Genomic DNA, 12,132 nt, shown 5'->3' with positions numbered 1-12,132 from the left:
CCGGCGCTTTTCACAGTCCGTTGGGTTATCCTGGACAGTTCCGAAGGTGGATCGTTTGCCGACTGTGACACGTCATGCAGAGATGGAGAACCACGCGCGATAATGCAGGTCGCGCTAGGCGTGTCATAATCGACTGAGGCTGGGAATGGGCATACGGATAACCTGCTCAATCTTGTCTGAATTGCCCTCACGCAAGTCTATATCATTCTTCGGCCGCAGGCGGGTAGGCTCGCAAATCGAACAGGTACGAGGGAGCGGTGTGTGCAAGGGCAATGGATCGGCGACATTGACGGGCAAGTTAAGGGTACACTGAGAGTTGAGCTAGAGCGTCGGGGCAGCGTAATATCTGGCAACGCCTACCTGTTTTATGAGCCTCAGCATCAATTGCCCGGCTTCAAGTTCCTGATCCGTATGCCCAACGTCGCTCCACACAAGACGGAAGTGACAACAATCTACTGCTACCCTGATGGGGGAATCATGACCTCTGATGATCGAGTTAGAGGGGAAAAAGACATTGCTGAGAGATTTGGCGAACCCCCCGTTCCTGCAAAGATCAATGCCACCTTCACGGAACATGGAGACGGTAGCCTACAAGTGGATTGGAGCGGAGGGGAGCAATCGGGCTCCGCGACGATATCCGCGTCGTCAGCGTTGGGAGAGTCGCAGCTAACAAGCCGTGGTGATCTAAAGACATGGAGCGATTTCCGGCAATGGGCTATCGATCAGGACCCAAGAAGGTATATCTTTCGAGGGCAGGCTAATCCGTTTAAGTTGACCACTACCTTTCATCGTACATGGCGCAGTGATTTAAACACATGGGTTTTAGAGGACGTTCGACGGCTCTACGGTGCTATTATTGAGAAAGTATCGTTTCCGCTCCAACTCGGAAATCTAGAGCATAACGGCGTTATATGGAGCATTTTGCAACATCATGGCTATCCTACTCCGCTCTTAGATTGGTCTTTTTCGCCATTTGTGTCGGCGTTCTTCGCCTTCCAATCGGTCAAGGCAGATAACAATTGCCGCCCGCGCATATTCATATTCGATAAGGCAGCTTGGGAAGAAAGCTACGGTCGGCAGGCGTTTATAGTCGATGCAGCGCCTCCCCAGCTTGTAACCGTCGAAAACATGGCCGTAGGCAATCCTCGGCATGCGCCACAACAGGCTTTAGCGGCTGTGTCTAACGTGACCGATATTGAAGCATTCATACGCAAGCGAGAACAGGCAGATGGAAAAAGTTACCTAGAGGTTTGCGATCTATCTCCCGCCGAAGGCCCCCGCATCCTGAGGGAGCTAGAGCTTATGGGTATCACGTTCGGTTCGCTGTTCCCCGGCCTCGACGGCATCTGTAAAGACCTTAAGGATCGCCTGTTCGCTAACCCGATATGATTCCCTTTAGGGTTCAGGTCGACTAGTTCCTGCCCCAGCTAGCACAAGGGCCAACACAAAGGTCCCGACGCCGACGATATATTCTTTGTTTTTATAACCGTACGGGGATTTTAACCGATCCCCCTCGGCTTCATCGATACCTCCTTGCGAAGCGACAACTGCGGTCGAAACCAATTCGGAATCCCCCTAAAGCCCCGCCATGCCCCGCCTGATCCTCTTCAACAAACCCTACGACGTCCTCAGCCAGTTCACCGACGAGAAGTCGCCCACCCCGCGCGCGACGCTGTCGCAGTTCGTCGCGGTGCCCGGCGTCTATCCGGCGGGGCGGCTCGATCGGGACAGCGAGGGGCTGTTGCTGCTGACCGACGACGGTCGCCTCCAGGCGCGGATCGCGGATCCGAAGTTCAAGCTGGCCAAGACCTATCTTGTGCAGGTCGAGGGCGAGGCGGGCGAGGCCGCGCTCGATGCCCTGCGCGACGGCGTCGTGCTGAAGGACGGCCCCACCCGCCCCGCCGAGGTCGAACGGATCGACGCGCCCGACCTCTGGCCGCGCGTGCCGCCGATCCGCGTGCGCGCGAGCATCCCCGATTGCTGGCTGAGGATCACGATCCGCGAAGGCCGCAACCGCCAGGTCCGCCGGATGACCGCCGCGATCGGCCACCCGACGCTCCGCCTCGTCCGCTGGAGCATCGGCGACTGGACCCTGGCGGATCTCGCCCCCGGCCGCTGGCGCGACGCCTGACCCGGCCCTGCGCCGCCCGCCTCAACACCACGGCCCACGATCCACACGGGCCACCACCCCACCCACACCGTCATCCTGACGAACGTCAGGACCCAGGGCCACAAGCGCCGCCGCCCCCCCCCCACGCCGTCATCCTGACGAAAATTAGGACCCAGGGTCACAAGGGCGGCCCTCCCTGGCGCGCGTCACCGTCCGGCCCGCTGTAAGGAACGCTGCTGGCCAAAATGCCGCAAAAGGCGCAGCCTGCCCGCATGGCCTGGTCTGATCCAGCCTCGACTCGCACCCCCGCCTCCGCGGCCGTCGGGTCATGCCCGACAGGGGGTCGTCACCCCCACGCGAAAAAACGCGTTATCGTCTCAACATTCGCAACATTCGCGGTCCCCGCCCTCGCCCCTGCTCTCGCCGGACGCCGAACGCCGCGCACGAAAAAGGGCGCGGGGACCATCGCCCCCGCGCCCTTGATCGCGTCTCGCAGGATCCGATTACTCGGCGGCTGCGGTGCCCTTGGCGGGGCGCATGTCGCGACGCTCGGCGATACGCGCTGCCTTGCCGGTGCGGCCACGCAGGTAATACAGCTTGGCGCGACGCACGGCGCCCTTGCGGACGACTTCGATCGAATCGACGTTCGGCGAGTAGAGCGGGAAGACGCGCTCAACGCCCTCGCCGAAGCTCATCTTGCGCACGGTGAAGTTGCTGCCCATGCCCTTGTTCGAGCGCGCGATGCACACGCCCTCATAGTTCTGAATACGGGTGCGCTCGCCTTCGACGACCTTCACGCCGACCTTCAGCGTATCACCGGGGCGGAAATCGGGGATCGTCTTGTTGGCCAGGAACTTCGCGATGTTCTCGGCTTCGATCGTCTGCAACAGGTTCATAGTCAGTCCTCGTGTCGCCGCGCGCCAGAGGGCGACTGGACCCGAGCGCCCTCATGGCGCTCCCAAAGGTCCGGTCGCCGTGACCGTGTATCGATCTCCGCGCGGCGTTTGCGCCATGCGTCGATCTTCGCATGATCCCCCGATCGCAGCACCTGCGGGATCGTGCGCCCTTCCCATATCTGAGGTCGGGTATAATGCGGATATTCGAGAAGCCCCGTTTCGAAGCTCTCGTCATCCCCACTAGAAGCCGCGCCCATTACGCCGGGCAGCAGCCGAATGCAAGCATCGAGCAGCACCAGCGCGCCCATCTCGCCGCCCGACAGGATATAGTCGCCGATCGACACCTCCTCGATGGCGCGCGCCTCGAACAGGCGCTCGTCGAACCCCTCGAACCGCCCGCACAGCACGGTGACGCCGGGGCCTGCTGCGAGCGCACGGACGCGCTCCTGCGTCAGCGGCCTGCCGCGCGGCGTCATCGCCAGCACCGGCCGGCCGTCCGCGACGCTGTCGATCGCCGCGGCGACCACGTCCGCGCGCAGCACCATGCCCGCGCCGCCACCCGCCGGCGTGTCGTCGACCGAGCGATGCTTGTCGGTCGCGAAGTCGCGCAGCTGGACGGGCTCGCATGACCACCGCCCCTCCCCCAGCGCCCGCCCGGCCAGCGACGTGCCGAGCGGCCCGGGGAACATTTCGGGGTACAGCGTCACGATCGTCGCCGCCCAGGGCAGCTCGCCCGCCGCCAGCCGCGCCAGCCGCGCCTCTTCCTGCGCCGCGGCGAGGATTTGGGGGACGACGTCGGCGGGGAATTCGCACCCCCGCGCCTTCAGCCATTTCAGGCGTGCAAGGAACGCGTCGGCGCTGTCCTCGACATACTCCGCCTCCACCCCGCACCGTTCGATGGCAGGCTCGGCGACCTGCGCGACGTACCGGCGCGCACCCTCCTGGGTTTGCGACGCATAGGCGTGGAGATCGCCTTCCGACCAACGACAATAGCTCATGCCGCACGCCGCTATCACTCCCGCGCCCGGCTTGCGATAGCGATCGAGCGTTTCGCCACCGGAACGGATTCGCCGCGCCGCGCTTATAGCGGGATGGACGATTGCATCATCATCGGCGCCGGGCCCGCAGGCCTCACCGCCGCGATCTATCTCGCGCGGTTCCACCTCTCGATCCGGCTGTTCGACTGCGGCAGCAGCCGCGCCGCGCTGATCCCGTGCACGCACAACCATGCCGGCTACCCCGAAGGCATCCGCGGCACCGACCTCCTCGCCCGGATGTTGGCCCAGGCGGAGACCTACGGGGCGGTACGCGAGGCCGCTCGGGTCGATGCGATCGAGGTGGACGACGACGGCTTCACCGTCCGTTTGGGCGACCGCCGCGCCCGCGCCCGCAGCGTCCTGCTGGCAACAGGCGTCGTCAACAACCGCCCCGCCATGCCCGATGCGCTCCATGACGAGGCTTTGGAGGCGGGGCTGCTCCGCTACTGCCCGATCTGCGACGGCTATGAGGTCACCGACAAGCGCGTCGGCGTGATCGGTACCGGCGACCACGGCATGCGCGAGGCGCTGTTCCTGCGCGGCTACACCGCCGACGTCACCCTGATCGCCCCGGACGGCGGCCATGATCTTGATCCCGCCTGCGAGGCAGCCCTCGACGACGCCGGTATCGTCCGCGTCGGCGGCCCCTGCGGCAACTACGCGATCGAAGACGGCCGGTTCGCGCTCGACACGGTCGACGGGCGGCTGTCGTTCGACAGCGTCTATCCGGCGTTAGGCTCGGTGATCCGCTCGGAACTCGCCGTCGCCGCCGGCGCGCGCGCGACGGACGAAGGCTGCCTAGAGGTCGACGACCATCAGCGCACCTCGATCCCCGGGCTGTTCGCGGCGGGCGATGTCGTGAAGGGGCTCGACCAGATCAGCCACGCGATGGGCGAAGCCGGCGTGGCCGCAACGACCATCCGCAACATGCTGTCGGAACAGCGCCCGATCCGGCGCTGACTTTGGATGTATCCCCGCGAAGGCCGGGACCCCGCTCGCGAGAGCACAATAAGCCCGAAGGAACTATTCGGTAGCGAAGGACGCCTCGACCACGAGTCGCTCGGCATCCCATTCTGGAACCGCCTCGACGCGCATCGGCACCATGAACCGCTTGGCAGTCGGCCGTTCGATCTCGATCACGTCGCCCGCACCAAAATTATCAATCGCGACAACACGCCCGATCGCCTCGCCATCGGTAGAGACGACGGAGAGCCCGATCAGATCGGTGTGGTAATATTCGCCATCCTCGAGCGGCGGCAACGACGATCGCGGCACCGTCAATTCGGTCCCGCGCATCGCTTCTGCAGCGTTCCGATCGGCGACCTCGGCAAAGCGGGCGATCGTGCCGTTGTTGCCAGGGCGCGCGGACTTGAGCGTCAGCGTACCGTCGTTGAAACTCTTATAGCCCGACATGGTCTCGGCAAAGACCTTCAGCCGCACCTCGCCGCCGATGCCGTGCGCGCCGATCACGACGGCGAGCGTAACCTTATCCCTGCGCGGAGCCGGTATCGGGTCCAGGGGTGTCGTCGGCGCCTTCTGCGGGGTCGTCGGCGGAGACGCCTTCATTGCTGGCATCTTCGATGTCCTCGGGTGCGGGGGCTGTTCTGGGATTTGGATCGGGGGTCATCATGCGCTCCTTGTGGGTGATGGACCGACAAAGAACGCATGAACCGCCATTCGGGTGCGGGCGTGGCCCACTCCAAACCGTCATCCTGCGCTAGACCCAGGATTCAAGCCAAGGACGCTGCCGTCTCTGGCTCTGGATCCCAGCCTTCGCTGGGATGACGGGGAAGACGATCTTACGAAGCGGCTTCTTCGGTCTCAGCAGGAGCATCCGCGTCGGCAGCAGGTGCCGCCTTTGCAGCCGCTTCTGCCTCGGCAGCTTCGGCCGCCTTGGTCGCACGCTCTTCAGCGCGCTCGGTGGCTTTCTCGCCGGGCTTGCCCTTGTTCGGGTTGTTGCGTGCCGAACGCTCGAGAACGCCTGCTGCGTCGAGGAAGCGTGCGACGCGGTCGGTCGGCTGCGCGCCGACGCTCAGCCAATGCTTCGCGCGGTCAGCGTCGAGCTGCACGCGCTGCTCGTTGTCCTTGGCGAGGAGCGGGTTGTAGTTGCCGATCTTCTCGATGAAGCGGCCATCACGCGGGCTGCGCGCATCGGCAACGACGATCTTGTAATAAGGACGCTTCTTGGAGCCGCCACGTGCGAGACGAATGTTGATTGCCATGATATTTTCCTTCGTTTTCTAATATTTCGCCCGGCAAACGCCGGGGTAATGGGGTTAAGTAAGAGGTTATTTCTTCTTCAGAAAATCGTCGAAGCCCGCAGGCAGCTGGGGCATCTTGCCGCCCAGGCCCGGCAGGCCACCCCCGGAATTGCCCCCAGGGAGCCCACCTGTGCCGGCCTTGTTGAGCATATCGCCCATCTGCGGCCCGCCGATCGCGTTACCGATGCCGCCCAGACCGCCGCCCATGCCGCCCTTGCCGAGCATCGCCATCATGCCCTTCATGCCGCCCATCTTCTTGATCTTCTTCATGGCGGTCGACATTTCGAGGTGCATCTTGAGCAGCTTGTTGACCTCCTGCACCGTGGTGCCGGAACCCTTGGCGATGCGGATCTTGCGCTTGGCGTTAATCAGCTCGGGCTTGGCGCGCTCCTTGATGGTCATCGAACCGATCATCGCATCCATGTGGACGAGAACTTTCTCACCGCCGACCGAAGCGACCGCGCCCTGCGCCTTCTTCATGCCGGGGATCATACCCGCCAGCGCACCGAGCCCGCCCATCCGCTGCATCTGCGCCAGCTGAGCACGCAGGTCGTTCATGTCGAACTGACCCTTGGCCATCTTGGCCGCCATCCGCTCGGCGTCTTCGGCCTGGATCGACTCCGCGGCGCGCTCGACGAGGCTGACGACGTCGCCCATGCCAAGGATACGCCCGGCGACCCGCTCGGGATGGAACGCCTCGAGCGCATCGAGCTTCTCGCCGGTACCCGCAAACTTGATTGGCTTGCCGGTAACCGCACGCATCGACAGCGCCGCACCGCCGCGCGCATCGCCGTCCATCCGGGTCAGCACGATACCCGTCAGCGGCACCTGGTCGGAGAAGTTCTGCGCGACGTTGACCGCATCCTGACCCGTCAGCGAATCGACGACGAGAAGGATCTCGGCCGGGTTCGCGACGTCGGCGACCGCCTTCATCTCGTCCATCAGCGCCTGATCGACATGGAGGCGACCTGCGGTATCGAGCATCAGGACGTCGAAGCCCTGCAGCTTGGCCGCCTGCATCGCGCGCCGTGCGATATCGACCGGCTGCTGGCCGGCGACGATCGGCAAGGTCGCGACCGATATCTGCGTGCCGAGCGTCGCGAGCTGTTCCTGCGCGTTCGGGCGATTAACGTCGAGCGACGCCATCAGCACCTTCTTGCGATCACGCCCACCCGGCCCTGCCGACAGCCGCTTGGCGATCTTGGCGGTGGTGGTCGTCTTGCCCGAGCCCTGAAGCCCGACCATCATGATGATCGCGGGCGGCGTGACGCCCAGATCGAGCTCGGACGCATCCGCACCCAGCATCTCGACCAGCGCATCGCTGACGATCTTGACGACCTGCTGCCCCGGCGTGACCGAGCGCAGGACGTTCTGGCCGATCGCCTTCTCGGTCGCCTTCTCGACGAACTCGCGCGCGACGGGCAGCGCGACGTCGGCTTCGAGCAGCGCGACGCGCACCTCGCGCATTGCCGCGCGCACGTCCGCTTCGGTCAGCGCACCCCGGCCGCGCAGGCGGTCGAAGACGCCGCCAAGACGATCGCTCAGGCTTTCGAACATCGAGACACTCCCAATCACCATTACCGGACACATGACGACGCCCAACGCAAAAGCGCCGGCGGGCGAAACCTCGCCGGCCAGCGTGCATCCTTGGATGCTCGTCACATGTGCCCCGTAACGGAACGTGGCGTGCTGCTTACGCGACCCGGGCCGCCGACGCAAGCGACCTGTCCGTCGATGCGCTGCGACGGCGTCCAACGTCAAAGCCCCTCCCTGCCATATTGGACGGATCGACGCTCTTAACCGGTCCTACACTTATGCTATGTCATATGTGTGTCCGCCCCGACCTCACAGGCGATCCAGCCCATGACCGCACCGCCGGCGGCGACCCGTTCGCCCCGCACCATCAACCGGGAATTCGTCACCGGCGCCGTGACCGGGGCTGCAGCGTTGATGCTCGTCGGTACCGGCGGCGCCGTTCTGGTCGGCATCTTTGCCCGTCTGACGGGACGCAGTTCGGGTATCGACCAAGGTCTGGTTGTCGCCGTGCTGCTCAACGTCGCGCTGTTGCTGTTTGGCTGCCTGCGCTATCGCGCGCTCACTGCCGAGCTCAACGAGGCGACCGATGCGGGTCATCGCGCCCGCGTTCTGGCACAGCGGGATTCGCTGACCGGATTCCTCAATCGCCGCAGTCTGTCCGAAGATGGCGCGACCCTGTTCGGCAGCGCGAGACGCCGGGGCAAGGTGGTGGCGATGCTCACGATCGACGTCGACTTCTTCAAGAGCGTCAACGACATGCACGGCTATGCCGTCGGCGACCAGGTGCTCGTCCATGTCGCGGAAACGATCGCGGCCATCGCCCCCACATCAAGCCTTCTGGCACGCCTGGGCGCGGACGAGTTCGCCTGCGCCTTCGTCTTCGATCCGGCGCATCAAGGGGTGGCAGATCGGATTGCGGAGCGTCTCGTCACCGGCTTCGCGCGGCCCTTCCGTGCGAACGGCGTCGACATTCACGCCACCGTGTCGATCGGCGTCGCCCGCTCGGACGCAGACTGTGCCTCGATCGACGCGCTGCTGCGCAATGCGGACATCGCCCTCCACGCGGCCAAGACGGCGGGCCGCAATCGCCACGTCTGGTTTAACACCGCGATGGAGCAGTCGCTGCAGGTGCGTGGCGAGCTCGAGTCCGGACTTCGCCTCGCGGTCGCCGCGCAGGACATCATTCCTTATTTCGAACAGCAGGTGGATCTCGCCACGGGTCTTACCACCGGGTTCGAGGTTCTGGCGCGCTGGGACCATCCGACGCGCGGCATGATCCCCCCGGACGTCTTCATCCCGATCGCCGAGGAGATTGGCGTCATCGGCGACCTGTCGCTTTCGCTCATGCGCCAGGCCTGTACTGCGGCACGCGACTGGGATTCGGCGCTGACGCTGTCGATCAACATTTCCTCGGTCCAGCTGCGCGACGCGTGGCTGGCGCAAAAGATCATCAAGACGCTGGTCGAGACGGGCTTTCCCGCCAGCCGGCTCGAGATCGAGGTTACCGAAAGCGCGCTGTTCGACAATCTGGCGCTTGCCCAATCGATCGTCGGCAGCCTGAAGAATCAGGGCATCCGACTGGCGCTCGACGATTTCGGCACCGGCTTTTCCAGCCTCGCACATCTGCGCGCGCTGCCGTTCGACCGTATCAAGATCGACCACAGCTTCGTCGCGTCGATCCTCGACAATGCGGAGAGCATGGCGATCGTCAACACGATCGTCCGGCTTGGCGACAGCCTGAACCTGCCGGTCACCGCCGAGGGCATCGAGGACGCCGCGGTCGAGGAGCGGCTGCGCGCGCTCGGCTGCGCCAAGGGACAGGGCTATCTCTACGGCCGCCCCATGAACGCCGCGCAGCTGCGCCGGCTGCTCGCCGAACAGCGCCTGCTCGCACACCAGCCCGATGGCGATTTCCCCCCGGTCCGCGGCATAGCGCCACGACTCGCTGGTTGACGGCGGCCCCGCCGCAGCCTGACCACGGACGTGCCGACTGCCGAGCCGCCATCCTTACTCCAGCCCGGCGCTGCAAGCCGTGGACTTTGCCCCCCGCCCCTCCTAGATCGCGCATCATGCCGTCTGCCCCGCTGCCAGAGGTCGTCAGCCTCGGCTGCCGTCTCAACATCGCCGAAAGCGAGACCATCCGCGCGCTCGTCGCCGGGCGGGACATGGTCGTGGTCAACAGCTGCGCCGTCACCAACGCGGCAGTGAAGGCGACGCGGGTTGCGATCCGCCGGGCCCGGCGCGATCGCCCGGATGCGCAGATTGTCGTCACCGGATGCGCAGCGCAGATCGACCCGGGTGCCTTTGCCGCGATGCCCGAGGTCGATCGCGTGATCGGCAATGCCGACAAGCTCTCCGCCGCAGCTTGGGACATGCCCGCCCCCGTCGTCGTCAGCGACATCATGCAGATTCGCGAAACCGCGCCGCATCTGGCCGCGAGCTTTTCGGCGCATGCCCGCGCCTTTGTCGAGGTCCAGAATGGCTGCGATCATCGCTGCACCTTCTGCGCGATCCCGTTCGGACGCGGACCAAGCCGCTCGGTCCCCGCAGGCGCAGTCGTCGACCGGATTGCCGGGCTGGTCGATGCAGGACACCGCGAGATCGTGCTGACCGGCGTCGACCTGACCAGCTATGGCCCCGATCTTCCCGGCGCCCCCACGCTCGGCCAGCTTGTCGAGCGCATTCTGCACGCGGTGCCGCGGCTCGAGCGGCTCCGTCTGTCGTCCCTCGACGGCATCGAGATCGACGACCGGCTCTTCGCGCTTCTGACGACCGAGCCCCGCATCATGCCGCACGTCCACCTCTCGCTCCAGGCGGGCGACGACATGGTGTTGAAGCGGATGAAGCGACGTCATTCGCGCGCCGAGAGCGTGGCGCTCGTCCAGCGGCTCAAGACCGCCCGTCCCGACATCGCGATCGGCGCGGACCTGATCGCCGGGTTCCCGACCGAAGACGAGGCAATGTTCCAGAACACGCATGCGCTGATCGCTGACTGCGACATCGTCCATTCGCACATCTTTCCCTATTCGCCACGCGCCGGTACGCCCGCTGCCCGGATGCCGCAGGTCGAACCCGAGATCCGCCGCCGACGCGCTGCAATCCTCCGCGAAACGGGCCAGGCTGTTCGCGCGGCATGGTTGCAGACGCTGGTCGGGACGACGCAGCACCTGCTGGTCGAACGTCCGGGCGACTCCGGCCATGTCGGAAATTTCGCGGAAGTCCTGCTGGACGCGCCTGCAGCACCGGGCGACATCCTCCGAATCACGATCACCGGCGTTCTGGGCGAGCGCCTGAGCGCAACACGGGAATCCCTATGAGCACCACCCCAAGCTGGCACGACAAACTCATCGGCGGCTTCAAGCGTACCTCTGACCGGCTCGTCGGCAATCTCGCGGGCCTCAGCGGCGCGCGGCTCGACGATGCGACGCTCGACGAGATCGAGGAGGCGCTGATCGCATCGGACCTCGGTCCCGAAACCGCCGGCCGCATCCGCCATCGTCTTGCCGAGGGCAGTTTCGAGCGGAACATGGAAGAGCTCGGCATCCGCGTCATCGTCGCGGAAGAGGTCGAAAAGGTCCTCGCCAAGGTCGCCAAGCCGCTCGAGATCGATGCCTTCCCACGCCCGCAGGTAATCCTGGTGATCGGCGTCAACGGGTCGGGCAAGACCACCACCATCGCCAAGCTCGCGCATCTGCTGATGGAACAGGATTACGGCGTCATGCTGGCGGCGGGCGACACGTTCCGCGCTGCCGCGATCGGCCAGTTGCGGACCTGGGCCGAACGCGTCGGCGTGCCGATCGTCACCGGACCGGAAGGTGGCGACGCAGCAGGCGTCGTCTGGGATGCGGTGAAGAAGGCGACCGAGACGGGCATCGACGTGCTGATCGTCGACACCGCGGGCCGCCTGCAGAACAAGCGTGAACTGATGGACGAGCTCGCCAAGATCCGTCGCGTGCTCGGCCGTATCAATCCCGAGAGCCCGCACGACATCGTCCTAGTTCTCGATGCGACGACCGGGCAGAATGCGCTCCAGCAGATTGAAGTCTTCAAGGAGGTGGCGGGCGTGACCGGCGTCGTGATGACCAAGCTCGACGGCACCGCCCGTGGCGGCGTGCTGGTCGCAGCGGCGGAGAAATACGGCCTGCCGATCCACGCGATCGGTATCGGCGAAGGCATGACGGACCTGCGCCCGTTCGACGCAAACGAGGTCAGCCGGATCATCGCGGGCGTCGAAAGCGTCCGAAAATAACACGCCGCCCCGCTCTCCGGTCTTACCGCAATTCCTGGATACA

11 protein-coding genes are annotated in these 12,132 nt (G+C 65.0%); 6 read left to right on the top strand and 5 right to left on the bottom strand.

All coding sequences use genetic code 11. The features are described 5' to 3' along the window. Nucleotides 1–261: 261 nt before the first annotated feature. Together IFT71_RS07595 and IFT71_RS07590 are read left to right on the top strand one after the other, a co-directional pair. Nucleotides 262–1,389, top strand: a complete 1,128-nt coding sequence (locus IFT71_RS07595) for an FRG domain-containing protein (RefSeq protein WP_192139971.1) — start codon at nucleotides 262–264, stop codon at nucleotides 1,387–1,389. Nucleotides 1,390–1,588: 199 nt separating this feature from the next. Continuing rightward, the gene (locus IFT71_RS07590) at nucleotides 1,589–2,131 is read left to right on the top strand and encodes a pseudouridine synthase (protein ID WP_192139969.1); all 543 of its coding nucleotides are present in this window, start codon (nucleotides 1,589–1,591) and stop codon (nucleotides 2,129–2,131) included. A 482-nt stretch (nucleotides 2,132–2,613) separates the two neighbouring features. Here IFT71_RS07590 and rplS read toward each other — a convergent pair whose 3' ends face one another. Both rplS and trmD read right to left on the bottom strand, forming a co-directional pair. Next, nucleotides 2,614–3,006, bottom strand: a complete 393-nt coding sequence (gene rplS, locus IFT71_RS07585; RefSeq protein WP_031395442.1) for a 50S ribosomal protein L19 — start codon at nucleotides 3,004–3,006, stop codon at nucleotides 2,614–2,616. A gap of 2 nt (nucleotides 3,007–3,008) precedes the next feature. After that, nucleotides 3,009–3,734 carry a tRNA (guanosine(37)-N1)-methyltransferase TrmD gene (trmD, locus tag IFT71_RS07580; RefSeq protein WP_166747793.1) on the bottom strand — a complete coding sequence of 242 codons (726 nt, stop codon included), beginning with the start codon at nucleotides 3,732–3,734 and terminating at the stop codon, nucleotides 3,009–3,011. Nucleotides 3,735–4,097: 363 nt separating this feature from the next. Between trmD and IFT71_RS07575 the strand changes: the two genes are divergently transcribed. Continuing rightward, complete coding sequence (locus IFT71_RS07575; RefSeq protein ID WP_031439659.1) at nucleotides 4,098–5,003, top strand: NAD(P)/FAD-dependent oxidoreductase; 906 nt, start codon at nucleotides 4,098–4,100, stop codon at nucleotides 5,001–5,003. 63 nt (nucleotides 5,004–5,066) lie between these two features. Here the strand turns inward: IFT71_RS07575 and rimM are convergent, their stop codons facing one another. The 3 genes from rimM to ffh form a co-directional block, all read right to left on the bottom strand. Continuing rightward, a complete protein-coding gene (gene rimM, locus IFT71_RS07570) occupies nucleotides 5,067–5,609 on the bottom strand; it encodes a ribosome maturation factor RimM (RefSeq protein WP_192139967.1) in 543 nt (180 codons plus the stop codon). Between the two features lie 233 nt (nucleotides 5,610–5,842). After that, nucleotides 5,843–6,265, bottom strand: a complete 423-nt coding sequence (rpsP, locus tag IFT71_RS07565) for a 30S ribosomal protein S16 (protein WP_031439660.1) — start codon at nucleotides 6,263–6,265, stop codon at nucleotides 5,843–5,845. Nucleotides 6,266–6,331: 66 nt separating this feature from the next. Beyond that, on the bottom strand, nucleotides 6,332–7,861 hold the full coding sequence (gene ffh / locus IFT71_RS07560) for a signal recognition particle protein (protein ID WP_192139965.1): 1,530 nt from the start codon (nucleotides 7,859–7,861) through the stop codon (nucleotides 6,332–6,334). Between the two features lie 306 nt (nucleotides 7,862–8,167). Between ffh and IFT71_RS07555 the strand changes: the two genes are divergently transcribed. The 3 genes from IFT71_RS07555 to ftsY all read left to right on the top strand — a co-directional run bounded on the left by IFT71_RS07555 (nucleotide 8,168) and on the right by ftsY (nucleotide 12,089). Continuing rightward, complete coding sequence (locus IFT71_RS07555; protein ID WP_192139963.1) at nucleotides 8,168–9,793, top strand: putative bifunctional diguanylate cyclase/phosphodiesterase; 1,626 nt, start codon at nucleotides 8,168–8,170, stop codon at nucleotides 9,791–9,793. 116 nt (nucleotides 9,794–9,909) lie between these two features. Further along, entirely contained in the window at nucleotides 9,910–11,157 is a 1,248-nt protein-coding gene (mtaB, locus tag IFT71_RS07550) for a tRNA (N(6)-L-threonylcarbamoyladenosine(37)-C(2))-methylthiotransferase MtaB (protein ID WP_192139961.1), read from the top strand. Next, entirely contained in the window at nucleotides 11,154–12,089 is a 936-nt protein-coding gene (gene ftsY, locus IFT71_RS07545) for a signal recognition particle-docking protein FtsY (protein ID WP_031396330.1), read from the top strand. The genes mtaB and ftsY overlap by 4 nt, the downstream gene beginning before the upstream one ends. Nucleotides 12,090–12,132: the final 43 nt, after the last annotated feature.

This window comes from Sphingomonas sp. CFBP 13733 (assembly GCF_014841795.1).
In the GTDB taxonomy this organism is placed as follows: Bacteria; Pseudomonadota; Alphaproteobacteria; order Sphingomonadales; family Sphingomonadaceae; genus Sphingomonas; species Sphingomonas aerolata.
The sequence above is the reverse complement of the archived record's forward strand: the minus strand, read 5'-3'. Positions and strand labels throughout refer to the sequence as shown.

Coding starts and splice junctions, on each gene's coding strand:
- IFT71_RS07590 (WP_192139969.1), top strand. CDS start 1,589: ATGCCCCGCCTGATCCTCTTCAACAAACCCTACGACGTCCTCAGCCAG.
- rplS (WP_031395442.1), bottom strand. CDS start 3,006: ATGAACCTGTTGCAGACGATCGAAGCCGAGAACATCGCGAAGTTCCTG.
- rimM (WP_192139967.1), bottom strand. CDS start 5,609: ATGAAGGCGTCTCCGCCGACGACCCCGCAGAAGGCGCCGACGACACCC.
- rpsP (WP_031439660.1), bottom strand. CDS start 6,265: ATGGCAATCAACATTCGTCTCGCACGTGGCGGCTCCAAGAAGCGTCCT.
- IFT71_RS07575 (WP_031439659.1), top strand. CDS start 4,098: ATGGACGATTGCATCATCATCGGCGCCGGGCCCGCAGGCCTCACCGCC.
- ftsY (WP_031396330.1), top strand. CDS start 11,154: ATGAGCACCACCCCAAGCTGGCACGACAAACTCATCGGCGGCTTCAAG.
- ffh (WP_192139965.1), bottom strand. CDS start 7,861: ATGTTCGAAAGCCTGAGCGATCGTCTTGGCGGCGTCTTCGACCGCCTG.
- IFT71_RS07555 (WP_192139963.1), top strand. CDS start 8,168: ATGACCGCACCGCCGGCGGCGACCCGTTCGCCCCGCACCATCAACCGG.
- mtaB (WP_192139961.1), top strand. CDS start 9,910: ATGCCGTCTGCCCCGCTGCCAGAGGTCGTCAGCCTCGGCTGCCGTCTC.